24 protein-coding genes, 2 pseudogenes and 1 other annotated feature are annotated in these 25438 nt (G+C 40.3%); of the genes and pseudogenes, 3 read left to right on the top strand and 23 right to left on the bottom strand.

Features of this window, described 5'->3' with window-relative positions; genetic code table 11:
- Nucleotides 1-128: 128 nt before the first annotated feature.
- From rplL to OCV61_RS09985, 3 genes are all read right to left on the bottom strand, one after another.
- Complete coding sequence (rplL, locus tag OCV61_RS09995; protein ID WP_158421682.1) at nt 129-500, bottom strand: 50S ribosomal protein L7/L12; 372 nt, start codon at nt 498-500, stop codon at nt 129-131.
- 76 nt (nt 501-576) lie between these two features.
- A complete protein-coding gene (rplJ, locus tag OCV61_RS09990) occupies nt 577-1119 on the bottom strand; it encodes a 50S ribosomal protein L10 (protein WP_158421681.1) in 543 nt (180 codons plus the stop codon).
- Between the two features lie 90 nt (nt 1120-1209).
- Nucleotides 1210-1344 (bottom strand) — a sequence feature (ribosomal protein L10 leader region).
- Nucleotides 1345-1426: 82 nt separating this feature from the next.
- Nucleotides 1427-1609 (bottom strand): DUF6472 family protein, encoded by a 183-nt coding sequence (locus OCV61_RS09985; RefSeq protein ID WP_158421680.1) that lies wholly within the window; start codon nt 1607-1609, stop codon nt 1427-1429.
- Nucleotides 1610-1727: 118 nt separating this feature from the next.
- Here OCV61_RS09985 and OCV61_RS09980 point away from each other — a divergent pair, with 118 nt between their 5' ends.
- Nucleotides 1728-2783, top strand: coding sequence for an FAD:protein FMN transferase (locus OCV61_RS09980; protein ID WP_158421679.1), 1056 nt, complete (start codon nt 1728-1730; stop codon nt 2781-2783).
- A 14-nt stretch (nt 2784-2797) separates the two neighbouring features.
- Here the strand turns inward: OCV61_RS09980 and OCV61_RS09975 are convergent, their stop codons facing one another.
- From OCV61_RS09975 to OCV61_RS09920, 12 genes and pseudogenes are all read right to left on the bottom strand, one after another.
- A complete protein-coding gene (locus tag OCV61_RS09975) occupies nt 2798-3751 on the bottom strand; it encodes a hypothetical protein (RefSeq protein ID WP_262582779.1) in 954 nt (317 codons plus the stop codon).
- A 99-nt stretch (nt 3752-3850) separates the two neighbouring features.
- Entirely contained in the window at nt 3851-4105 is a 255-nt protein-coding gene (locus OCV61_RS09970) for a kinase (RefSeq protein WP_158421678.1), read from the bottom strand.
- Nucleotides 4106-4250: 145 nt separating this feature from the next.
- A pseudogene (locus OCV61_RS18810) lies at nt 4251-4427 on the bottom strand (sporulation transcriptional regulator SpoIIID); the annotation flags it as partial.
- Nucleotides 4414-5949 (bottom strand): recombinase family protein, encoded by a 1536-nt coding sequence (locus OCV61_RS09960; protein WP_158421676.1) that lies wholly within the window; start codon nt 5947-5949, stop codon nt 4414-4416. The gene OCV61_RS09960 and the pseudogene OCV61_RS18810, both read right to left, overlap by 14 nt.
- 95 nt (nt 5950-6044) lie before the next feature.
- Entirely contained in the window at nt 6045-7151 is a 1107-nt protein-coding gene (locus tag OCV61_RS09955; RefSeq protein WP_138344429.1) for a hypothetical protein, read from the bottom strand.
- 2 nt (nt 7152-7153) lie between these two features.
- Nucleotides 7154-8323: a hypothetical protein gene (locus OCV61_RS09950; protein ID WP_138344428.1), complete on the bottom strand. Its 1170-nt coding sequence runs from the start codon at nt 8321-8323 to the stop codon at nt 7154-7156.
- A 39-nt stretch (nt 8324-8362) separates the two neighbouring features.
- Entirely contained in the window at nt 8363-10036 is a 1674-nt protein-coding gene (locus OCV61_RS09945; protein ID WP_138344427.1) for an RNA-binding domain-containing protein, read from the bottom strand.
- Nucleotides 10037-10164: 128 nt separating this feature from the next.
- The gene (locus OCV61_RS09940) at nt 10165-10341 is read right to left on the bottom strand and encodes a hypothetical protein (RefSeq protein ID WP_171030313.1); all 177 of its coding nucleotides are present in this window, start codon (nt 10339-10341) and stop codon (nt 10165-10167) included.
- Nucleotides 10342-10648: 307 nt separating this feature from the next.
- The gene (locus OCV61_RS09935; RefSeq protein ID WP_158421674.1) at nt 10649-11998 is read right to left on the bottom strand and encodes a virulence-associated E family protein; all 1350 of its coding nucleotides are present in this window, start codon (nt 11996-11998) and stop codon (nt 10649-10651) included.
- On the bottom strand, nt 11907-12611 hold the full coding sequence (locus OCV61_RS09930) for a CHC2 zinc finger domain-containing protein (RefSeq protein WP_158421673.1): 705 nt from the start codon (nt 12609-12611) through the stop codon (nt 11907-11909). The genes OCV61_RS09935 and OCV61_RS09930 overlap by 92 nt, the downstream gene beginning before the upstream one ends.
- Before the next feature lie 21 nt (nt 12612-12632).
- A complete protein-coding gene (locus OCV61_RS09925; RefSeq protein WP_138344424.1) occupies nt 12633-13871 on the bottom strand; it encodes a plasmid recombination protein in 1239 nt (412 codons plus the stop codon).
- A 181-nt stretch (nt 13872-14052) separates the two neighbouring features.
- A complete protein-coding gene (locus tag OCV61_RS09920; protein ID WP_138344423.1) occupies nt 14053-14277 on the bottom strand; it encodes a helix-turn-helix domain-containing protein in 225 nt (74 codons plus the stop codon).
- Between the two features lie 316 nt (nt 14278-14593).
- Between OCV61_RS09920 and OCV61_RS09915 the strand changes: the two genes are divergently transcribed.
- A complete protein-coding gene (locus OCV61_RS09915; protein ID WP_158421672.1) occupies nt 14594-15637 on the top strand; it encodes a DUF6076 domain-containing protein in 1044 nt (347 codons plus the stop codon).
- A 30-nt stretch (nt 15638-15667) separates the two neighbouring features.
- Here the strand turns inward: OCV61_RS09915 and OCV61_RS09910 are convergent, their stop codons facing one another.
- From OCV61_RS09910 to OCV61_RS09890, 5 genes and pseudogenes are all read right to left on the bottom strand, one after another.
- Nucleotides 15668-16099, bottom strand: a complete 432-nt coding sequence (locus OCV61_RS09910; protein ID WP_022388636.1) for a winged helix-turn-helix domain-containing protein — start codon at nt 16097-16099, stop codon at nt 15668-15670.
- Between the two features lie 30 nt (nt 16100-16129).
- Entirely contained in the window at nt 16130-18139 is a 2010-nt protein-coding gene (locus OCV61_RS09905; RefSeq protein ID WP_118137637.1) for a M56 family metallopeptidase, read from the bottom strand.
- Between the two features lie 25 nt (nt 18140-18164).
- Nucleotides 18165-18533, bottom strand: coding sequence for a BlaI/MecI/CopY family transcriptional regulator (locus tag OCV61_RS09900; protein ID WP_008707144.1), 369 nt, complete (start codon nt 18531-18533; stop codon nt 18165-18167).
- A 130-nt stretch (nt 18534-18663) separates the two neighbouring features.
- A complete protein-coding gene (locus OCV61_RS09895) occupies nt 18664-19041 on the bottom strand; it encodes a TnpV protein (RefSeq protein WP_008707145.1) in 378 nt (125 codons plus the stop codon).
- Between the two features lie 55 nt (nt 19042-19096).
- A pseudogene (locus OCV61_RS09890) lies at nt 19097-19222 on the bottom strand (sporulation transcriptional regulator SpoIIID); the annotation flags it as partial.
- 204 nt (nt 19223-19426) lie between these two features.
- On the opposite strand from OCV61_RS09890, the gene OCV61_RS09885 reads away from it, so the two are divergent.
- Entirely contained in the window at nt 19427-20464 is a 1038-nt protein-coding gene (locus OCV61_RS09885; RefSeq protein ID WP_158421670.1) for a YeiH family protein, read from the top strand.
- Between the two features lie 102 nt (nt 20465-20566).
- On the opposite strand, the gene OCV61_RS09880 is transcribed toward OCV61_RS09885, so the two are convergent.
- From OCV61_RS09880 to OCV61_RS09870, 3 genes are all read right to left on the bottom strand, one after another.
- A complete protein-coding gene (locus tag OCV61_RS09880; protein ID WP_262582778.1) occupies nt 20567-22528 on the bottom strand; it encodes an InlB B-repeat-containing protein in 1962 nt (653 codons plus the stop codon).
- A gap of 161 nt (nt 22529-22689) precedes the next feature.
- Nucleotides 22690-24180 carry a UDP-glucose--hexose-1-phosphate uridylyltransferase gene (gene galT, locus OCV61_RS09875; protein ID WP_158421668.1) on the bottom strand — a complete coding sequence of 497 codons (1491 nt, stop codon included), beginning with the start codon at nt 24178-24180 and terminating at the stop codon, nt 22690-22692.
- A 13-nt stretch (nt 24181-24193) separates the two neighbouring features.
- Complete coding sequence (locus OCV61_RS09870) at nt 24194-25393, bottom strand: galactokinase (protein ID WP_158421667.1); 1200 nt, start codon at nt 25391-25393, stop codon at nt 24194-24196.
- Nucleotides 25394-25438 lie beyond the last annotated feature (45 nt).

The raw sequence follows: 25438 nt of genomic DNA, 5'->3' as shown, positions 1-25438 counted from the left end.
AGCTTTTTTGTGCTTTTTCTAAAAAAAAATTGAAAAAATATAAAAGAAAAACTTCCACTTAAGAAAAAATGGAAGTTTTTCAGTGCCCTTGCGAAGCAAGCATTTGCGGGGGGCATAAAAGGCAAAAATTATTTAAGAGTAACTTTAGCGCCTTCTGCCTCAAGTTTAGCCTTGATATCCTCAGCCTCTGCTTTGGAAGCACCCTCTTTAACTGCTTTCGGAGCGCCATCAACAACAGCCTTAGCCTCTTTCAGACCTAAACCTGTTACTTCACGAACAACTTTGATAACTTTAACTTTGTTCGGGCCAACTTCTGTCAGCTCTACGTCAAACTCATCTTTCTCCTCAGCTGCCTCTGCCTGTCCTGCTGCTGCAACAACAACACCTGCTGCTGCGGATACGCCGAACTCTTCTTCACAAGCTTTTACTAAATCATTTAACTCTAATACGGATAATTCTTTGATTGCCGCAATAAATTCTTCAGTTGTTAACTTTGCCATTTCAATTACCTCCATTTTATAATTTTATTAATAATGAATTTTCCCTCTATAGGGGATCATGATATAACCGGCCAGATTATTCTGCTGCCGGTGCCTCAGCCTCAGCTGCTTCTTCTGCAGCAGGTGCTGCGCTCTCTCCGCCTGCTTCTGCAATCTGCTTAAGCACACGAGCGAAGTTTGTGATCGGAGACTGGATGCTTCCAAGAAGTTTTCCAAGAAGTTCGTCTCTGGAAGGAATCTGGGACAGTGCCTGAATTCCTGCCTGATCATTGTAGTTGCCTTCAACAATACCAGCTACTAACTCAAGAGCCGGATACTGTTTTGCATATTTTGCAAGAATTCTTGCAGGAGCAGTTGCATCTGTATCAGAGATAGCCAGAGCATTTGTTCCATGTAAATGCTGAATCAGATCCTCGCATGCAGTACCTTCAAATGCACGATGCATCATAGTGTTCTTGTAAACCTTGTACTGTACACCAGACTCTCTTAACTCTTTACGTAAAACTGTATCCTGCTCAACAGTAAGACCACTGTAGTTAACCAGAACTACTGCCTGTGCGTCTTTAATGCTGTCAGAAATTTCATTTACGATTGGTTGTTTCAGTTCTACTTTTGCCATGAAATGGTACACCTCCTTATAGATTTTGATATACCGCCGTCACAATGAGACTCTACCCGGAGGGTTTTTATTACCAGAAAGCACATGCTTTCCTGCAATATAAAAACCTTACTGCATGACAGTAAGGTTCCAGTAATCTCTTATAAGAATACTTATTCCTCGGTAGGCGTTTTAAACCTTATGCCATACGGCACCTACTGTCTTCGGCAGCGTTCTAAAGAACAATATCATCTTTTTCCAGATATGTCAATACCTTAATTAAAAATTTTTGCATCTCCCGTTACTTCTGTACCTTATCTGGATGCTTTTACATCTGTTTTCGCACTACCCGATATTCGTCCCCCATTTTAAAATAAGGACATTGTCTGAAATTTCCTGTAATAAAATGTGCCATCTCATCTTCATCCAGATTCACTTCACATGTATAGCACTCATAATCCTCATCATAAGAATAATTTACACAATACTCACAATTAGTTCCTTTTTCCATCGTAATCTCCCCTTAAAACTTATTTTATTTCCTGCTGTGCCTGGCCTTCTTTTTCTGGTATACTTTCCTTATGCAGGAAGGTACGCCAAAATATCCTGCAGGAAAGAAACGATTTCATATGAACAGACATTTTTCTTATATTATTCTTTTGCTGTTGTGCACTGTCTTTTTATCCGGATGTAAAAATACAGACAGCTCCCTGCAAAATTCCCAAGATACCTCCCAGCCCCTTCAGGAAACCTCCCTGAAGCTGAACACGGTTGTTACCATTACAATTTATGATTCACAGGATCAGACCCTTCTGGATCATTCCATGGCACTTTGTGATAAGTACGAAAAAATATTCAGCCGTACACTTGAAACAAGTGAGCTTTATCAATTGAATCACCGTAAGCTTTCCCATGTGGATGGCAGGGAAAATTCCTACCAGATATCCCAGCCCCTTGCCGATCTGATTGCCACCGGCCTTTCCTATTCAGAAGCTACCCAAGGTGCCTTTGACATTGCCATTGCACCTCTCACATCTCTTTGGAATTTTACAGCTGAAAATCCGATTCCACCTGAATACAGTGCCATTCACACTGCCCTTTCTTCCTGTGGCTATCAGCATATAAATCTGCAGGATCGGATCATTACCTTTGATTCTCCTGATATCCAGATTGATCTGGGTGCTGTAGCAAAGGGATACATTGCTGACCGTATTAAAGAGTATCTTGTATCCCAAGGTGTAGAAAGCGGGATCATTAACCTGGGTGGAAATGTTCTTTGCATAGGAAAAAAGCCTGACGGAACTCCTTTCAAAATAGGCATCCAAAAGCCTTTTGCAGATCGCAATGAAACAGAAGCCATTATGGATATCACGAATAAGTCTGTAGTATCTTCCGGTATTTATGAACGCTGTTTCCAATACAATGGCAAATCTTACCATCATATCCTGAATCCTAAAACAGGCTATCCATACCAGAACGGCTTGATTTCCGTTACTATTGTCTGTGATCAGTCCGTGATGGGCGATGCTTTAAGTACTAGTTGTTTTGCCCTTGGATTAGAAGATGGGCTTACCTATGCAGAATCCCTGGACAATGTTCAGGCAGTGTTTATCACAGACGATTATGAAATGCATTATACCAAAGGCTTCCAAAAAGAAATCCCTGTTACAGACACAAAAAACTGATTTTCCTGCCTGTTCTATCCCCAGATACCGCTTCTTACTTCCTCCAGATTTTCCAAAATGTAATTGTATATTTCTATGGATACATTTGCCGGATAATGCAGACCATCCACAGTAGCATACCCATTTTCCACAAGATGGGTATAAACATCAATGTATTTCACTCCGGAAAGATTATTCTCCATAGATGTGTTAAAGCTTTCAATCTGCGCATTGGTTATATAGGGATCCTTCTCAACCGGTCCTACAGACACAAAATATGTCTGGGCTCCTATTGCCGCCCATTCGTAGGCCTTTTCATTAATGTAATTGATATAATTATTTACATTGAAAGGGTCATTTACTCCCATCAAAAAAATAATGGCCGTGTTTTTCTCGATCTCATCTTCGATCTGCGGTACTCCAGTCTGCACCATCCAGTCATACCCTTTTCCTGAAAGACAAGACCAGACACTGTCATCTCCTACTGCATCACGGATCCCTTCTGTCCTGGAATCGCCCACAAAGATCAGCTTATCATTCGTCACCGTATCCGGATGGTCAGGTCTGCTTAGAGTACCTTCTTCTGAAGACTGCTCAGGCTTTCGCTTCGCCGGGGTAATGGTAGGCGCCTGAGTTATGGTGGGCACTGGACTCATTTCCGGCGGAGGCGTGACACTCACAACAGGAGCCGCACTGATCTCTGGTTCACTGCTTATCTCTGGAGTGGCACTGACCGCAATTACAGATGTGGAGACAGCCGTTGGCTCAGGACTTAAAGATGGATTTATACTTGGTCTTACTACAGTAACTTCTTCCGGCATTTCCTGTGCAATTTCAGGAGCTTTGGAAGGCCTGGCCGGACCTGCTGCCTCTGCCTGCCCTTCTTTTTTTCCACTGCTACCACAGCCTGTACACCCTATCATTATCATGCAGATTAAAATCAATCCAAATCGTCGGATTCCTTTTTTCTGTTTTCTAATTATTTTCAAATTATACACTTCCTTGAAAAAACCGCACATGTTAAGGAGAAATACGGCATTGACTCTGCCGTTTTTCCTGGCATGTCACATCACATCACATCACATACATCATGTTCCAGGCAGCATGTCCGGCCAGCTGAGGATCTCTTTTGAAATCACTTCTTCATAATCCCCTTCTATATCCTGGCTTCTGCCAGCTTCAAAAACATTGGTTTCTGCTCCCCAGACCTTATCTTCATATTCCCACACATGAAATTTCAGGCCCCGGAATAAAAAATCCAGGCTTCCGCAATTATCTACTTCTGTATATTCATATTTAATTTTCTTTTTCTGTAATGCATCCTGTACCTTTGTCAGCCGCATATGCTGTACCTCCGATTTATCTCTGTTTTCTCCTTCTTACTCACCAAATAATTACCCAAATTATACAATAGCTTCCCAGCAGATTCAACCCTTGCCCTATATCTCAGCACGATACTACAGCCCCGGAATCGAGGCTGCTGCATATTTAACCACCATCCTGCTCTGGATATTTTTCATGAAGATGCAGGTACTTCTCCCTTGTAGCCAGTCCGCCCCGGATATGTCGTTCCTGCTTGTTCACCTCCAATACCTCCCGTGTCCGTTCTGCCAAAGACGGACGAATAGACGCCAGACGCTCTGTCACATCTTTATGTTTGGTTGTCACTAATTAGAACGGTTTCATCTAGGCCCAAATCTCCAAAGATGCGTAAATAAATATCTACATTACCATCCTTGTCCACTTCGATTTTCTGGATTATGCGTTTTAGCTGTGCATTGGTCATCTGGCGGACATCTGAAATATCTTCAATCTCTTTAAAAGTACGATTCAGGATTGTTTCCAGCTGTTCTCCTTTTGTCAGATGATAGGCAACCATTTTCAACTCATTTTCCAGACGCTCGATTTCCTGTTTTGTTCCGCCGATTTTTTCATTCAATTCCTCACGGGTAATGAGATCGTCTGTGTACATATCCATATATTTCTGACGCATCTTTTGAAGCTTGCGAAGCTGTGCATTCAGTTCCTTTTCGTAATTCAGATTCTCGTCTTTCGCCTTGTAAACCCGTTGAAATTCACTCGTCACATGACGAATTACATTTTTCTTTGCTTTCAGCAGCTCGGAAAAATATTCGGATAAAACTTCAATCAGCTCTTCTTCGTCTACTGTCTGCGCATTGGGGCAGCTATCCGCACCACGACCATTATGACCGGAGCAGACCCAGCGAATATAGGTATTCTTATAGGTACGAACCGTTCGTCGGAAAGACCAGCCACACTCCTTACATTTAATCAGAGTAGAAAACAAATACTTATTGCTCTGCCGTTCCTTCGTTAATTTAAAAGCCTTGCTTCTGGACTCCAAAATCTCCTGTGCCTTTTCATACATTTCCGGCTCAATAATCCGCAGTTCCGGACGTTCTGTTACCATCCACTCCGTTTCATCTTTTTCCGTTCTCTGTCCGGTCAGGAAGTCAGCTACTTCCTGCTTACCATTGATGATTTTACCGGTATAAAGCTCATTTGTCAGAATCCGGCAGGTTGCATTCTGGCTCCACTGGCAATTACGCTTTGTCCGGATGCCCTTGGCATTCAGCATATTCGCAATTTTGGCGGCACCGTAACCTTCTTCGATATACCATCTATAAATCTGACGGATAACAGCTGCTTCTTCCTCATTGATTGCCAAATTAAAGTAATCACCGATGGTTTTATCATATCCGTACACAATATTCGGAACTCGTCCCTTTTCTGCATTCATTTTCTTGCCGAACTTTACACGCTTAGAAGTATTAGCACTTTCCTCCTGCGCCAGTGCGCCAAAAATCGTCAGGACAAATTCGCTGTTTCCCATGCTGGTCATATTGGCTGTCAGGAACTGTGTTTCGATACCCAATGCTTTCAGCTTGCGGACGTTTTGCAGAAGGTCAACCGTGTTTCTTGCAAAACGGGAAATATCCTTTACAACCACCATATCAAACAGTCCATGCTCGGCATCTACCATCATGCGTAAAAATTCTTTTCGATTTTTTATTTTTGTACCTGAAATTCCTTCGTCAGCATATAATCTTACTAAGTTGTCACCGGTACGCTGGGTGTACTCAGAGAAAAATTCTTTTTGCGCTTCCAGACTGTTGAGCTGGTCAGCTTTATCGGTGGAAACTCGGCAATAGGCAGCTATATTCATAGTTGATACCTTCCTGTTACATTAAAGTCGTTCTGTTACAACTTTAGTATACACTGTTTTAAATAAAATAACAATAAGAAAAAGTACCTTAGCATTTATGCCAAAGTACTTTCCTCTAATTTTACAAGTCCACTACAAATATCTTTCATATTTTGATTCATATTTGAAAAAATCCCTACTAATAATTCTAACATCATTTCTAATATTTCTTCATTTACATATGTTTCTTCATTTTTTTGTTGTCCATATCTAAAATGAGCTATTGAGCATCTTTTGTCATATATCCAATTATTAATGCGTTCTAACTCATTATCACCCTCTGATTCATTAAACAATAAAATGTACATCTTATGAATCAAAGGCATTCCTGCAATTTTTAAGATTGCTAATGCGTTTATTCGTTCATCCCTTCTCATCGCTTCATTTATATGTAATTTTAATGCATCCGAAATATTCATATTATACTTTTGTACAAATTCGCTTGCCCTGTTTGGAATAAAGAGAAATTCTATGCATTGATATAAACTTAAAAATTTAATTCTAGTGTCTTTGATGATAAGAAAATCCAAAATATTACTGCATATTTTCCTTACACATATCATTGATAATAGTTTTTCCATAGTTTCTTTATAAACAGGAGTTATTTTTTCACTATTCGCAATCAATAATAATACTGAAACTCTCAACACATCATCCAAAGAATCAATATCTATTTCCAACTCATTATTTACCACCTTAAAAATTGATAATCCATAAATCAAGTCAAGAATATTATCTTCTGAAAAAACAACCGCATCCATACCTTCTTCTGGTTGTAATCCCAAACAATAATCTATCAGTTCTCTTGATTCTACTTTTAGTTGGTAATATTTTTCTGTTATACTTAAAATTTGACATCCGATACAAATTGCGGCCCTTTCTTCCATCACATATCCAAAATTTTCAAATTTTTCAGCATACCTTGTATCTATTCCTACATAAAATTCTTCCTTATATTTTATAAAAACAACTGTGGGCAAATAATCATGTCTCCTACCGATTATAATTGCATCTTTTAATAATTCACAACACTCTGCCCGATTTTCTTCGCTTATAGATATATGTCTATTTACAGATACAATATATTCTTTATGTTCCTCACTAACTCGGGTAGCAAACTCATCAAAAATCTTACCCGTCATTTGTAATAGATTTCTTGACATACTTATTCTCTCCAAAACGTCTCCATAGAAGGAATCTCTTCAAGTTTATCATAGCGAATTAACTCGCTAAAAGCATTTTTAAATAAATGCCTTAAGCTATCACCAATTCGTGTTCTTGGTAACTTTTCAACAATTTCATTCAAAACTTCAAGACTTAAATATGTCTCTGGTTTACTTTCAATACATTTTATTACTTTTGCAATTTTATTATCCAATTCTAATGCTCTATTTCGTTTTTCTTCATCACTGCGTTGAACTCCCATTTTTCCCATAATATACTCTGCACATGAAACCACAAAACCTAAACATACCGGATCACTACGGAACAAATCTTGTCCAGATGCAAACTGTTTACCTTCAACAGTTTCACTTGTAGCCGTTACTGCAAAATCCAACTTACACAGATTGCGAAAAGTATCTACAAACATTTCAAAATTTACTGCACTATCAATTGCTTCCATCATATCAAAACGTTGAAATTCATCTGCCAGTTCATCATTAACATCAACATTCACTTTTCTTGTATTAAATCCAAGATACATTTCAATAAGTGATGATTTTTTAAACATTCCCGCTTTACGTCGTTTAATTTCATCAACAGCTAAAATATTCAGTTGAATATCAAGCAATGGATCTGTCTTTTTGATTTCTTCAGAAATTTTATTACTTATTCCATCAAAAATCACTTCTAACTGTCTGCGAGTATTCCACGGAACCTGCCCTGTATTTAAAACAAGCATTCGATATAATAATTTAGTACTTGCATCTGAACACCAAAATTCCACACGGATTTTTTGTTGTTTATTGTCCTCATAATTTTCAAAGTATATATTACTCCTCTGCATACCGTCAATAATAGAAATCTGCCCCTCATTAACACTTTCTAACAACATGTAAAATTTTGATTCATCCAAATTTTGCATATTCTCAGTTGAAAAAAGCACTCCCAAAACTACCTGTGGAAAAATTGCTCCTTTTCTAAAATCATCCGCCATACGCTTTCGAATTTTCGCCGCTGTAGAAGAACGTTTTATAACACTTCGCTGTCCATCAATGTTTCCATTATTATTAAACGCAAAAAATGACAATTTCTTATATTCTTCTAATGTCATCGTTGTTAAAACAGACTTACAGCCACTTCTTACATCATCTACTAAATCTAAAATTTTCATCTATGTGTCTCCCTTCCTTAACATTATGAATCTTTTTGACTATTTGTTTTTTACAAACCATTTGGAATATCTATTCCCACCACTAACTTCAATTATCCCATCTTTCTTTAATACTTGTAGCAAATTTGAAACCTTCTTTGATTTCTGTTCCTCACTCAGCACCTCCGGCAAAGCCTTCTCTAAAACTTCCATCAAATCTTTTTTGCTGGCTTCTCCCATTGACTGAAGTGCTTTTATAATTAACTGCTTGCAAATATCATCATCTAACCCTTTATTTCGAACATAAGCAGCTTTCTGTCCGACAATATCTGCCACCTTGAAAGATACAAAAACATTAGGATAACGTCCTTCCACAAGACCTTTTTTCTTCAAATCCTTAAAGCTTTCTTTAGAAACTACTTCCTGTTTCTGAACTTTATCCAACAAAAATACAGTTCTCATATCTAAATCTTCATTGGAATATAAAAGCTGAGTATAATTCTTATCCAATATCTTTCCGTACACAGTCACTGTAACTCTATTAATTGTGTTCAAATCATATGTCGGCAATGGGAAGCATTTATCACGCTGTATCTGATACATCATTGGTATTCCCATTGAATTTGTATCAATCATATACAGATTTACCATTGCGTTACACAAAAACACATTTCGATAATACGGTGGTTTATATCCCGGTTCCAGTGCTTGTTCAATAGTTTCTGGTATAAAAGCCCCCTCATTGATAAATACCAGTCTGTCCTCAAATTCCTCTACGTTGATTTTTCCACGCAAGCGATAGTCCTGATGAGCAATACAGTTATTAATAATCTCTTTGATCAGCTCTGGTTCATATTGATCTACTTCATCCGGAAACAAAGTCTGCTGTCCGGCAATATAACGATACTTTACATTTCTGATCCTGGAATATACCTTATCCACTGCCATTAACATCGGTATATCAAAATGTTCATAAGCTTTTACCGAATTATCTGCATTATAAAGTGTCCAGGTAATTCTAGGAATAAAGCCATCAAAGAAATATTTAGCCTCACTTTTTCCTAATAACAATAATGCCGTTCTGGTGATTTTTCCTTTTATTGTAATACCAGCTTTATTTAAAACCTCAATATCAGACAGTTTCTTTAAAACTTCCTGTGCTTTTTTTCGATCACTCTGACGTTTTGAGAAAAGTTCTCTTGCTCTTTTAATCGCTTCTTCATCCAAGTCTTCTATCGTTGCATCTTCTACAATTTCTTTTGACCAATCCATTCCTATTTGACTTCTAAGTAGATCTACTTTATTCATCGGAAGCGGTGATATAGATTCATGCTCTCTGGCATACGCTGCCCCTTGCCATGTTGTCGGAATCCCCCTAATAGCTGGAGGAATTTGAAATGCTATCACTCGACATTTTTCCATTGTCAGTTCGTATATCTCCAGAAATGTCAATCGTTCATTGGTTCCATTTACGATTTCCTTTTTCAAACTTTGCAGACTTCCCTGTTTCCGAAATTCCGTTCCTACATATCGTTTATCATCCGAAATTCCGAAAATCAGCCACGCCTCCTGTAATCCCCGAAGATTTGCTTCATTGCTAAGTGCAGAAAAATATTTACCAATGTCATTAAACGAATAATTTGTGCGTGCTTCTTTAAATTCTACAACTTCATTTTCAAAAGATTCTATCATGCGAACAATCTTTTCTTTTAATTGGCTATCCGTATATATCATATTCTTCCGCCTTTCAAAATTTTCTATGACTAAATTCTATGACTAATCTATGACTTTCTAGAACTAATTTTAACTGATTTTCAGACAGAACACAAGCAATAGCAAAAAAATAAAAGGCATCCCACGCGCTACGCAGGACACCCTCCATCATGTTTTGGTTCATTGGGAAGCTCATCCGCTGCTTCTTGTATTGCCTGTTCCACCTTACTTGCATTTGCTTCAATCAATATCTTTAACAGATAGTCGGCGGTTACTTCCGCTGTGTTTGGATTATGGAATCGATAATTAAGTTTTCTCTTTTTCATAGCGGAATTTCCACCTCCTCCCGTATATCCTTGTCCATAACTATGAAAATATTTTTTCAAATAGTCCTACCAAATGTCATTCCTGTTCAACTTAAATAGATGCCGGTCAAAGGGGCATCCCTGTTGTAAACCACTGCTGTAAACAAGCTCCAAAAAATCTAATTCTTTTTGTTTTTTCAGTTTTCTTTCCTCAATACCAAATTACTCTTATATATCTGTTTACTGTTTACAAATTCTACGACTCAAAGCAATAACCATAGATAAAAGCGTAAACTACACGCCAACTACCGTAAACCTGACTGGCTTTTTACCGGAAGGGTAACTCCATCTGCCGGGCTTTCTCCTCAGTAACCGGGTACCAGTCATTTTCATTTTTTAAGTCTTTTGCATCTCGTTTACAGTTTTCGTTTACACATACCCACGAACGCTGTGTACCGTAATCCTTGAATCTTGTCATCGTACCCTGTTTCCAACCCACAATGCTTGTATTCATAATTTCACAGATGCGGTCTGTCTCCGCCTTCTTCGGCTTTATATAAGGATTGTCCAGTGCCTCCTTAAACAGCATCAATGAACAGACTTTCCTATCCTCATGTTCATCCAGCCATGCCTGTATCATTCCGGCTTCCGTATCATCCGCCATGAACTCCTGCCGCAATTTATCAAGCTGTGCTTCTGTTTCCTTTGAAAACGCCAATTTAAAATTCCCATTACGGTACAACATCATTGCTTCCGCCCACACCTGATCAATATACTGTCTGGATTCCTTCTCATTTTCGAGGATATGAACCTCCATCTCTGCCCGGTTCGTCTGAACTGGAACGAATCTTCGATTTCCGGTACGGTCAAAAGGCAGGAATCGCTTTATATTGGATGTTCCTCCAAATACACATTGCCTCGGACGATCAAGAGCATATACTGCATAAGAATCCCGATAAGTCTCTTTCTGCCTGCTCAGAAAGCTCTTTGTTTCCTCAATACTCTTAGAGCGTGCCGTTGCGACCATTTCAGACATTTCAATCATCCAATGACCACGAAGCTGACAATAAACTTTTTCCGAATCCAATTTGCCGATGTCATCGGTGAACCAGTCGTCCTTTACTGCCATGAATCGAAAAAATGTAGATTTTCCTACGCCCTGACCACCGACCAGACAGAGCATATATTCAAACTTAATTCCAGGGCGGAACGCACGGGCAATAGCTCCCAGCAAAAACATTTTCATACTTTCATACGTCAACTCATCCACAGGTGCGCCCAAGAAATGATGCAGCACATAGCGGATACGCTCCTGTCCATCCCATTGCAGACTATTCAGATAATTCCGGACAGGATGATATTTGTTCCGATCTGCCTGATGGACAATACTTTTCTGCACAACCTTATCCATCGTCAAACCATACGTTTCTTCCAGATAAAGCATAATATAGTTCAAATCCATATCTGTGAATGCCGGGCTTATCCGTTCCCACCACACAGGTTTTACAAGGTCTGTCTGCTCAGTCAAAATATTATACCGGAATACACCTTTTAGCAGAGAATCATGTTCTAAAATTAGCTTACAGTTATGCCGATTGTTTTTCACAGCACCCTTCTGTGTTATTTCCAGTTGTTCTCTGATTTCCTCTACTGTCAACTCCGCTTCCATTATATCCATTACTTCGCACAATTCCTGTCGTGTCTGTGGCGTTAAAGTCCGAAATTCTCTGTTCAATCGCTGTCACCTCCTTCCCATGAGCTACCACTACGGCAACTCGTTCTTCTAATGTGCCTGATAATAATATATCCAGCAGGTACTCTATTTCTGATATTTTTTCCAATGCCTCCATAAACAACGGATGCCAGACATCTTCCATCTGTTTCGGCGAATACTCTTCTTTCCACTGTTTCAACAAATGCAGGTAATCTACCAATGCACGGAAATATCTATTTTCTGCCTGCAGATACCTCTGTTCCTGTGTTAGCTGTCGTTTGATTTGTTTTCTCTGTGGCGGGCTGTGCCCCATGTTCTCATAATATACAGAAAAATCCCTTACCAGTTTCTCTGCCGCCTCTTTCGGTTTTAAATTGTACAAGTGTGCCGTAAAATCAATCACATCCCCATCTGCCTGACATCCGAAACAATGAAAACGCCTGTCCACTTTCATGCTCGGATTCTTGTCACGGTGAAACGGGCAGACCGCCATTCCGTTCCTGTTTACCCGTATTCCATAGTATTCTGCAGCCTGCCGGGTAGTCACAGACTGTTTAACTGCTTCAAATATATTCATCCTTTTCCTCTTTCCTTTACATCACAACTCCATATCGTTTCTTCCTAATTTAATTCTTCCTTCGTGTTCCCATCGCTCCCGGTTCTCCTGTTCCGCAGTAATTTTCGCTTTTGTCAGCCTATCCAGAATGGAACTTCTGGCTTTTTTCTTAATCTGCTCGGTATTCGCCTTTTTGACTTCTGGTTTTATCAGCGTGGTCTGAATTGTTTTAACTGCTGTCTGCATAGCTTTTGTAATTTTGGTAATTACTCCATCCAATCGGCTTGCAGCATAAGTCCTTTCTTTTTGGGAAGCCTTGCGCTCAGGGGAAAGCACCCACGCCTTTGACTGTTCTACCAGACGAATGTCTTCTTTATGGGTTTCCACTCTGACCTCATCCGTCACAACCTCCACAGCTTTGTCGTAAGCAATATCTGAAACTTCATCGATCAGAGCTTCCACATCCTCAATTTTCAAAGTAAGTCTATCCAGTATTTCCGTCTGGTTTTTCATCTGTTCCTTTTGCTTAAACAGAATATAATCCTGTTTTTCAAGATAGTCACGCCCTCCATAAGACGGTTCTTCTTCCAGATGCAACCCGTATTTTCGGGTTATATCAAAAAGCATTATCCGGCAAATAGCATCAAAAGTCTGCTTTCGATTATTATTGCGGCCTTTGGGTTTATCCGGTTTTGGAAGTGGAATCCCTAATTCTTCCAGTGCTTTTTCCTGCTGAGGACAGATTTCCCCGTACTTATTCTCACAATCAAATACATGACGTTCATGGATGTGCGGTGTTCCCTCATCCAAGTGCAGTGCCCAGTCCAGAATATGTACATGAGAACCGAACCGATTTGTAAACTGCTTTGTAAAGTCCTGTACGACCGCAAGCAATATTTCATAGGAAACAGATTCTTCTACTGTTCCTATTTGAAAAATAGTTTCCTCTGGACAGGTTTTATTGTTTTTTAGTAAATCTTCCACAGATCGGTTACGCTCTGTATGACGGGTTCTTGCATTTCTTTCATTCTGCGCTTCTATATGCATTCCATAATGTTCCTGATAAAAAGTACATTCAATCTTCTCAAAACTGATATCCTGAGAATCTTCTTCCCTGCTCTGCATTGTGGTATAGCCACGGTAACAGTCCCAGTAAATATTTTTTCTGACTCTTCCAGCATCAATATGTTCACTGTTTTCCAAATCGAAACGGCGATCATTATGCCTGGGATTGTAAGTGCCATTTTTCCCGGAGCGTCCGTTGTGTCTTGTTGCTTTCAATAATTTTCTTTCCCTCCTTTTTTGCATTTTTTCTAAATTGAATAAAGCGGCGAAGCTGCAAACCTGCGTGATTTTGCGTCAGATAATACCCAGTACGAGTAGACGCACGCATCAACTCACTGGGCAATGGCTGCCGCCCTTAACCTGCACAAAAGACTGCGCTCTCCGCTCTGCTCCAGATTTAGTGACTATTTTCCGGCACCTTTCCATTTCCCTTTGCCATCCATTCGAAAAAAGCAATTTTACTAACCTTAATTAATCTGCCGCTTCGAAATGCCGGAAAACCGGGTGTATGAACCAGTTCATAAGCCGTTACTCTGGAAATCCCCATAATCCGCTGAATATCAGCCACATCCAGTACAAGAGGCAGTTCATCATAATTGTTTAATCTCTTATTTTCACTCATGTTGTTCCTCCATTTTTGATCTCATTTTTTTAGCTTCTCATTGCCGTTTTATCTTTCCTGTTTCCTGAGTCATACTGCTGTCAAGGCATACAACACGTCATCCATTCGGATGCGCTCACTTCTTTTATCGAAGATCATGGCGGTTTATCTCAGGTTAGACGGTCATAAAGTTGTCAAAGTACACTGCATAGTACGAAATTACCATGCAATCGTATCTTATCAATCTTATCTTGACTTTTCAATACTTTCGCGATACCATAAATGTAACTAATATTATATTTTTTAAAATTACCATATAAAACAGGAGCAAATAGAAATGGCTTATCAATTTATAAGGCAAGAACCTTGCTACGACCACATCCTCTTCGTTCTGGCATTGGATAGAGACAAAATGAAGGAGCGAATTTTAATCGGAACAGAACAGCAAATCCGTTTTCGACTGGACGGAAATAAAGATAACGATGTCATGCATGATATAACGCGCCCTCTCGGACGTTTTCTGATAAATTTTGAATATGATAAAGAGAAGAACTGGAATATATATGGACTCGCTCCTCTACGTGATGCATTGCACACTAACCGTTGGAAACAGCCTGCACTGGAACAGACCTCTGCTGATTTTCTGGCAAAAAAATATCTCACCGACGATCCGGTGAGAATATATGCTGCATTCCGTATTTGGAATGAATATCTTGTTACAAGGGAATATCGTGACCGTAATACTGCCTGTGATCATTTTATAGAAAAAATGCAAATTTTGACTCAGGCATTCCAAACAGAAAATGTCATGAATTTTAATTCTGATACTGGAAAACCTGAACGTTTTCATACTGGCAGTCTTTATTTCCGCAATATTCCTGCTGAAATTACCCGACTTGAGCTTTGGTTTCCGGATAATAGGCGCAGAACAGAATGTGTAGCTGCCTACAGCTCTTTTTATCCGCTTATCACTTATTACTTGAATCGACTGAATGACTGGGGCCTTTGTTTCCGTCAGTGCAAAGTCTGTGGAAAATATTTTCTGGCAAAAAGCCAGCGTTATGAACTGTGCAGTGATAAGTGCCGTAAAGCACAGGCACTTCAAAACAAAAGGGAGTTTGATGAACGAGCCAGAGAAAACAACTATGATCTGCTTTATAAAAATGAATGCCAGAATTGGCGTAATAAAATCAATAAATCCCAAAAAACTGCTAATTTTCCGATTGAACGTCTGGAAGAAATGAAAACTGCGTTTGACCTTTTTAAGAAAGAAGCTCTGCGGCGTAAGAAAGCTGTAAAGGCAGGAACAACCAAGCCAACGGAATTCACGGACTGGCTGTATCAGCAGAGCAATATTATCTTGAAACTCAGCGAAATCTGAATCCATCCCTGTAAAGGAAAGGCAGCGAATTTACTCGCTGCCTGCCCTCTCATTAAACTTGTATCCTACACCCCAGACGGTTTGAATATATACCGGGTTGCCCGGATCATCTTCTATCTTCTCACGAATATGGCTGATATGACTCATGACAATATTGTAATCGCCAGAATAGGCTTCTTTCCAGACTACATCATAAATCTGCTCCTTACTAAATACCCTTCCTGGATTTTGTGCTAATAACTGCAGGATTTCAAACTCAGTGTAAGTTAATTCTATTTTTCTATTATCACGAACAACTTCCCTCCGTTTCAAATCAATCGCTATACCCTTATGCCTTATTTTCGATTGAAGTTGTATTTCCTGAAAAAGGAATTTTTCTCTGCCGGAATCTAACACGGAAATAACAGAATTTACCAACTCTTCCTCATCTCCCTCGAATGATACCAGCAATATTTTTCCCACTTAATCATCCTCGTTTCATTTAGCACTAACTTAATGCTTCGCCTCTGAATTATATTCCGCAAATGTTTCCGTTTCCGGATTAAATTCAGTAAATAATTCCTGCATTCTATTTTTGCTTACTTTTTGAAAGCTGCTAATCTTTCCACTTTTGTCTCTCGTTACTTCAATGTACATAGTGCCGTTGCTGTTAGAAAAGATTCCCCTTCCCTCATCATATAAATCTGCTATAATCTTACCATTATAAACCCAGTTTCCTTGAGCATCACAGGATACTCCATAATCAGCATACTCCTGTGGAACAGCAATATTAAGACCTTTTCCCTCTTCACTGCTATATTCGCCCATGTCATCAGCCGCTATGTTCTCACTTCCTCCTTCTTCAAAAACAGATCCTTTCATTTCATCTGCAGTTACAGCTTCTCCGCCGGAACTTTCAACCAATGCCGCCGGTTCTGACCAAAAATCATCTGATAACGGTTCTGCCTTTACGTCTGTGATGGTGCCATAGTTTTCCCTTTGCACTTCAACTCGAAGCGTACCTCCACGTTTGGAACTTATTGTATAAGTACCCGGCTTAAACTCATCCCGGAAATATCCAATGGTCTTTCCATCATACATCAGAAATCCTGTTTCTTTCTGGTAAGTTATTCCCGCTTTTGCATATTCAGAAAGCTGTTCTTCGCTGAATACATTTTCATTACTGTCTTTATTTTCGGTGACCGTTTCTGCTTCCTGCTTCGCATATTCTATATTTTCCGGAGAATATGCCATTGTAATTCCCACTGCATCATCAGATGATTTCGACAACTTCATCCCATCTTTTATTTTTTGAAGATTATCCTCATAAAGTGCAATCGTCTCATCTACCTTTTCCTGTGTCCATACAAACCATCCGTCGCCGCCTGTATAAGCTTTTTCACCAATCATAGACTGCAGAACTTCTTTTTCCTCGTCCAGCCATTTCGCATACTCTTCTGCTGTCCACCATTCCACATCCGAACTTGAAAGTGGTTCATCTTCCCGGATATTCACTTCGTTTAAAGCAACTGTTGTTTCACCGTTTTCCTGCGCTGTCTCTGTATTTTTCTCCAAGGATGATGCGGAAGTTGCAAATCCACCTGTCACGCCAATTACCAATACTGCACTTATCATTACTGCAAACTTAGATGTCTTCTTTATCTTCATAATTGCTCTTATCCTTTCTTCAATCGCATTTTTACTGAAACTGTTACATAATGGTGTCAGTCCGCTCTTTTTTTCTTCCATAGATATTAAAGCAGTTGCATATACCGACTTTATATCCATTCCAAATCTGCGGACTACGGTTTCGTCACAGGATAATTCCAAATCTCTGTTAAAAAGAATATACATTACCCACACAAGCGGATTAAACCAATGAATGCATACTGCAGCAATCATTATCAGCTTTGTAAGCATATCAAGCCGTCTGATATGCACATATTCATGTTCCAACACATAACGAAGCTGATAAATATTTTTCCATTCTGTATTTTTTGGCATTAAAATAACTGGGCGAATCACACCATAAGAAAGTGGTGCAGCTATGGTTTCTGTCTGCCGGATGGATAGACTCCTTTTTAGTGGATGTTTTTCCTTCCATGCTTCCAAAATATCATTTTCAACAGGCAGCGAAAATCGAAATTCCCGATAGCATTTTATATAGGAAACCGCAAAAAATCCAAAACAAAGTAACAGACCTGCCAGCCATATTACACTCAAAATCGAAATGGATTCTGTTCTCTGTACCATAGCCTCTGATAATCCATTTGCTATCTCAGGCATATTCCCATGAATGGGTAAAAATGTTGTCGTTTGCGCCGTTCTCACTGGGTTTATATCAGAATAAATACTCTGCAACAGAGAATAAATACTTGTGACTGATTTTATGGAAAATGGAACTAATAACCGTATTAATGCAATCCACCATAAAATCAAAAATGTTTTCTTCGGTAATCTGTTGATAAGCACAGCCCTTAATACCACAATAAGTAAAATAATAACCGTTCCCAGAAAACTCATTTGCAGCAGGCTCATATACATCACCTCATTCCAATTCACTGACGATCTGCTTCAGGTTCTTAATCTGCTCCATAGAAAGTTTTTTTCTGCCAAGAAGTGCCGCAAACAACTTGTCAACAGATCCATCATATATCTTATCAATAAGTTCATCTGTTTCCAGATCCTGTACCTGTTCTTTTGCTATAAGCGCATGGCACATAAATCCCGGTTCCGTTCGTTCAATCGCGCCTTTATTGATACACCGCTTAATCAATGTATACGTTGTGTTTTTATTCCAGCCGACTTCTCTGTTTAAAGTATCTGCAACATATTTCGCTGGCACGTCACCATCCTTCCACAGAACATCCATTACCTTTAATTCCGAATCAAAAAGTTTGATATTTTCCTCTGTCACTTGTTTCGCCTCCTATAAGACTACAGTAGTCTGTTCTTGTTTTCAGACTACCACAGTCTTATAGCATTGTCAATCATTTTCTGTCGCTAGGAAAAGAAAAACAGCCAGCCTTTCGGCTGACTGCTCCATACTAAATATAAACCATTTCGTTCAGTACAATTTCTTCTGCTCTGTTTCTAATATTATTACACCGTTGTACCCAAAGCATAGCATCTTTCCGCTTCAATTCCTCCGTCACTCCCTCAGCCGCTTTCATCTGATCAACAATACACGTAAACCGTTCCTCCGCTTGTTCGTCCAAATCCTCCAGATAGCTCCAAAGTTTTCCGGTCAGCAGTAAACTGGAATATCTACCGTAGCACTGCTTTTTCAGATACTCCCTGTGCATTCGTCCCCACTTACCGATAGATCGCTTTTCCTCCGGCAGCTTCAAGTCTGGGATATAATAATCCCCGACAAGTACATAATCAATGCCATTCTCCGTAATTCTTGTTTTCAAATCCTTCATGGTTCGTTCCTCCTTGGTTTTTCTTATTCTATTACCCAAACGAACCGTTCTATATTGTTACTTCCATATGTACTGTGCTTTTACTGATTCCAAACTTTTTCGCGGTCTGTCTTACAGTTGCCTTCTTTTCTACAATGTAATTTCCCAGTTCCACTGCACGCTCTTCAATATAATCTTTCACAAAAATCCCCCGCGTACATCATTTTTACAATGTATGCTGGGGATTTTATACGTATGTATGCGTTTCTCTAACTGCCAGGATATATTCATTCTCCGTATATAGTTTCTCACACATTCTCCTTTATATTTTTCTGTTTTTCCTTTATAATCGAATCTGGCTCATACGTGGGTTCACATCAAACTTATCAAAGGAGACAAAATCACCATGAAAACTATAAAGCAAAACCTTCCCGGCATATTGATCTGCCTGCTGATTGCTGTTCCTTCCTGGCTGATTGGCAAAAAATTCCCGGTAATAGGCGGTCCGGTGATCGCCATTATCATTGGAATGCTTCTGGCACTGGTATGGACACCTTCCGGGAATCTAAAAACCGGCATTACCTTTACTTCCAAAAAAGTGTTGCAGCTGGCAGTAATCCTTCTGGGCTTTGGCCTTGACCTGAATGTGGTACTTCGCACCGGAAGCCAGTCCCTGCCTATTATCATCTGCACCATTTCTACTTCCCTGCTGATTGCTTTTCTTTTACATAAAGCCATGCATATTGATTCCAACATCAGTACCCTGATCGGAGTAGGGTCTTCTATCTGCGGTGGATCTGCCATTGCAGCCACAGCGCCTGTTATTGATGCAGATGATGAAGAAGTGGCGCAGGCAATTTCTGTAATCTTCTTTTTCAATGTACTAGCAGCTCTGTTTTTCCCAATACTTAGCCATGCCATTGGCTTCAACACTGCCTCCGGTGAATCCTTTGGAATTTTTGCAGGTACTGCTATTAATGATACCTCTTCGGTCACAGCAGCAGCTTCTACCTGGGACAGTATGTGGAATCTTGGTTCTCAGACGCTGGATAAAGCAGTAACCGTAAAGCTGACCCGGACTCTTGCCATCATTCCTATCACTTTGGTGCTTGCCCTTATCCGTGCCAGAAGCAGTAAATCCGCCGGTAACAGTTCCAATGGTTTCAGCCTGAAAAAGTCTTTTCCAATGTTCATATTATGGTTCATCCTTGCCTCAGTGATCACTACCATAGCTCTTCGCTTAGGTGCTCCTGCATCCTTTTTTGCGCCATTAAAGGAACTGAGCAAATTCTTTATCATCATGGCAATGGCCGCCATAGGTCTTGGAAGCAACATTGTAAAACTGATCAAAAAGGGAGGCAAACCGATTTTTCTGGGTGCATGCTGTTGGTGCGGCATTACACTGGTCAGTCTCCTTATGCAGCATGTTATGAATCTGTGGTAATGCAAACCAGGATTTAAGAATCCTGGAGAAGTTCATAACTTAATTTGAGTAAAAAATGCCTCAAAGCATCCGTTGCTTTGGGGCATTTTTCATCAGCTCTCATTACTTAGGAACATCTTGCAGAAGCAAAAATTCCAGGCAATGATAATAAATTCTCTTATAGGTTTTTGTTGTATAATGAAGTCCATCATCCACGCTGTTATCTACACCGCTTCCACTGGCATTTGTGCCATAGCCGTTCTTTAACAGCCAGGAATAGGTATCAATAAATGTATAATCCGACGCCAGCTGACTGCGGATCGTGCTATTAAACTGGCGTACCGCTGCCTCACTTCTTACCACATGTCCGGTGTTCTCCATCATCTTACTGTTGCCTGGATTAACAGACATATAGAAAAGCTTGCAGTTCTTCTTTTTCAATGTAGAGGCCAGGCTCTTCATGTAAGTCACATAAGAAGGCAGATTAGACAGATCATTCACTCCCAGATTAAAGATCACTGCTGTAGGATTCTGGGTGTTGTTATTCTTATTTACAATATTCATGATCTGGTTGTAGCCGTCACCTTTCAGCCAGTCAAGTCCCATTCCGGATTGTGCTACAAACTCAGAATTCCATACTACCGTACTGCTTGCACCAAACTCTCTGTTCAAAGTTGCCTGCATCCGGACTGTCCTGGAATCGCCTACAAAAATCACCTGCTTATATTTACGTTTCCATAAATCTACCTGTGCCATGTCTGCTGCTGTAAGATTAGGCTCTATACTTCTGTTAAAGACCACTGCATATAAAGTCACATCTCCATTTACACGGATACGCCCTGCAGCCTCAAATTCCGGATCTGTACTCTTTCCCTGCGTCCTTGACCATCCAAGGAATGTGTAACCAGAGCCATTTGCCACTGCCGGGAGAGTAAGATAATTGCCCTTTCCAACAGAAACCTTACGGTAAACTGATCCATCATTCTTGCACAGAGTCACTGTCACTCCGGCTTCCTGAACAGCATACAGCTTAACATCTTTCGTCACTTTGTATTTGCTGCCAGTTTTCAGTACAGATGTGCTGCTGTTCTTTACCGTAGACCAGCCCAAACCTACATATCCGGTTCTTGAAGGAACTGCCGGAAGTGTAATATAAGATCCGCTCTCAGCCTCCACCTGGAGTTCCCTGTAATCTGCATTGCTTCTGCCATTGTACATGTAGAAAGAAACTGTATAAGTATCTACTTTCTCTCTCACTGCATAGAATTTAGTATTGGCGGTAATGGTTACTGTATCACCCACTTTGTATAATGGAGTAGCTGCCCCCCGGGTCGTCGTCCATCCAACTCCCTGATAGCCGGTCACTTTCGGAATCTCCGGCAGGGTAAATGTACTGCCCTTAGCCACACGCTTGTTCAGCTTCTTATAAGCTGCATTTGTCTTGCCATTACTGTTATAAAACAGAACTGCGGAGGTAGCGATCCTTTTACGGACTGCATAGAACTTAAGGTTCCTCTTTACAGTGATCACCTGTCCACCCTGAAATTTTGCAGTATCTGCATTCTTCTTCACAGACCATCCAAGATTGTTATAGCCATACGCTCCCGGCACCTGGGGAAGCTTGATCTTCCTGCCAGCTACCACGATCTTCTTCAAAGCCTTCATCTTCCTGGTGCTTGTCCCATTGGTATTATAAAACTGCACATAATAGAACTTATCTGCCCGAAGAGTCAGCACACCATCTTTGATATAACGGCTCCATGCTGCATCAGCGGAAAGAGTAAGCTTGGAGGCACCATTAAACCGAAACTTCCCGGACAGCTTCCACCGATACCCCTTTCTTGCCGGAAGTGTAACCGTCTCGCCTATGCTAGTATCAATTTGAAGATCCTCATAATATTTCCTGCCTGTAGGATCCTTAAACCGAATCGTAACAGCATCTCCGTCCTGCAAAGTATCTGCCTTTACTTCTGCTGCTCCAAGGTTGCCTGCGCTCCCGGTAAATGGTATATCAATAAATACCATCAAAAGAGCAAGCAGCAGACATAGGAAACGGCCTTTGCTTTTTTGCTTATTATTCTTCATATACTCTCCTCTGTTCATAAACCCTTATGCCGCCTGCCGGCAACATCACAATTCCTTGCTTCTGTATCAGTATAACTGAAACATTTTTAACTTTCAACCACAGGTCAGAAAAAAGTTTAACAAATTTTACATTTATATTACATAAGTATTTCCATCAAATCTTACAGTGTATGAACAAAACGCATGAATGCATCCCTGCCCTTTGGAGTACATTTGTAAACACCGGCATCCTCCAGAACATGTACAAATACCTGTCCTACTTCCTCACGCAGAACTTGCTGGATGTTCTCTTTATCCAAATGAGGATATTTAGGAAGGAACTCAGCTACCCACTGTGCATGTTTCTCTATCTTCTCATTGGAAGCAATATCCTTGCCTTCCAGAATATATTCTTCAAGAAGCTCCAATTCTTCTTTCAGCCTTGCCGGAAGCACTGCCAGCCCCATCACCTCGATCAGACCGATATTCTCTTTCTTGATATGATGATACTGTGCATGAGGATGGTACACGCCCAGCGGATTCTCTTCTGTGGTAATATTATTCCGAAGAGTCAGATCAAGTTCAAACAGATCTCCTTTCTTTCTTGCAATAGGAGTAATGGTATTATGAGGTTCTCCATCTGTCTGTGCAAAAACAAAAGCCTCTTCATCTGTATAACCTCTCCACTTATCCAGAATATGAGTAGCCAGATCCACCAGCCTGTCAGAATCCTTATGACGGATCCTCAGTACAGAAAGCGGCCACTTCAGAATCCCGGCTTCCACATCCTCATAACCTGGGATCGTCACTGTCTTCTCAATCTCTGCCTTCGCCATTGCAAAGGTATAATGTCCGCCCTGGAAATGATCATGGCTTAAAATAGAACCGCCTACGATAGGCAGATCTGCATTGGAGCCAAGGAAATAATGAGGGAACAGCTTAACAAAGTCAAACAGCTTAATAAAGGTATTCCTCTCGATCTTCATAGGTGTATGGCTGAAATTGAATACAATACAATGCTCATTGTAATATACATAAGGAGAATACTGAAAGCCCCAGGGAGTATCATTAATGGTAACAGGAATGATCCTGTGGTTCTCCCTTGCCGGATGGTTGGCTCTGCCTGCATATCCTTCATTTTCCGGGCAAAGCAGACACTTTGGATAACTGCTGGACTTGATCAGCTTGGCCGCTGCAATAGCCTTTGGATCCTTCTCCGGCTTTGACAGGTTAATGGTAATATCAATCTGTCCATATGGGCTGTCCACTGTCCATTTCTGATCCTTCTTTACACGGTAGCGGCGGATATAATCGCTGTCCTGGCTCAGCTTATAAAAGTAATCGGTCGCTTTCTCCGGATCCTCTTTATATTTTTCCCAGAAAGTATTTCTTACCTGGGCCGGTCTGGGCATCAGACAATTCATAAGCCTGGTATCAAACAAATCCCTGTATACCACACTGTCCTGGATCAGTCCTCGTGCAACTGCCTCATCCAGTAACTCTTTTAAAACCTGCTCAAGATCAATATTACTATATTCTTCTTCCGGCTCTGTATACTCGTCTTCCTTAAATACATCCAGCAGAAGATTGGTAGTATAGATCCGCTCACATTCCGGTGTCAAACCTGTTTCAATCCCATACTGTACCAGTTTCTTAATATTCTCACTTAACATTTCCCGTCACCCCTTAGCATTCAACCTGTACATTCATATCTTTTATATCCATCTTTCCGGCACCATCGCCCATGTCCACTACATAAAATTCTGCCTCATGGCCTACCTTTTCTGCGTATGCCTTTCCGATGTTCTCTGTAAAAGCCTGTACCTGGTCATTTTCCACAATGCTTACAGTACAACCGCCAAATCCGCCTCCTGTGATACGTGATCCGATCACTCCCGGTGTTTTCCACGCAAGATCTACCAGAATATCGATCTCTTCACAGGACACTTCAAAATCATCTCTTAAGGATACATGAGATGCGTTCATCAGCTTTCCGAATTCTTTGATGTTATTTTCCTTCAGTGCCTGTACAGCCTTGATGGTACGCTGGTTCTCATAAACTGCATGCTTTGCCCTCTTTACGCATACCGGATCCTGGATTGCATCCTTATGTGCTTCAAACTCAGCCTCTGTTAAATCTCCCAGTGTCTTAATATCCATCACCTTCTGCAGATCTTCTAATGCTGTCTCACATTCATTTCTCCTGTCATTATAGGCGGAACTTACAAGGCTGTGTTTCACTTTGCTGTTTGTGATCACGATCTTTGCATCTGGAAGTTTTACCGGTGCATACTCATACTGCAGGGTATTCGTATCCAGGAAAATAGCACAGCCTTTTTTACCCATTGCACTTGCAAACTGATCCATGATCCCACAATTCATCCCATTGAAATTATTCTCAGAATACTGTCCCATAATAGCAATATCCTGCATGGATATCTCATCAAATCCAAACAGATCTTTTAACATAGTTCCTGTAAGCACTTCCAGGGAAGCGGAGGATGAAAGTCCGGAACCGTTAGGAATATTACCAAAGATCATAAAATCCAGTCCACAAGTCAGCTTATAGCCTCTCTTTTCAAAGGTCCACATAACTCCCTTTGGATAATTGGTCCAGCCAGCCTCTTCAGATGGAACAAGCTCCTCCAGAGAAGACTGGATCATGCCGGCCTTTGGAAAATTAGCAGAATAAAAACGAAGTATATTATCCTCACGTTTTCTTGCAAGACCATAGGTACCAAGCGTAAGAGCACACGGAAAAACATGACCGCCATTATAGTCTGTATGTTCTCCGATCAGATTTACACGGCCAGGTGCAAAATATCCACGAATGTCTCCACCTTCTCCATACATCTGTGTAAACAGTTCCATTAATTGTTTCTGCATAATAAAATCCCTCCTGCTATTTTTGCTTACTTTTTATTCCAACAA

The sequence above is a fragment of the Blautia ammoniilytica genome (assembly GCF_025566965.1).
Taxonomy (GTDB): domain Bacteria; phylum Bacillota; class Clostridia; order Lachnospirales; family Lachnospiraceae; genus Blautia_A; species Blautia_A ammoniilytica.
The sequence above is the reverse complement of the archived record's forward strand: the minus strand, read 5'-3'. Positions and strand labels throughout refer to the sequence as shown.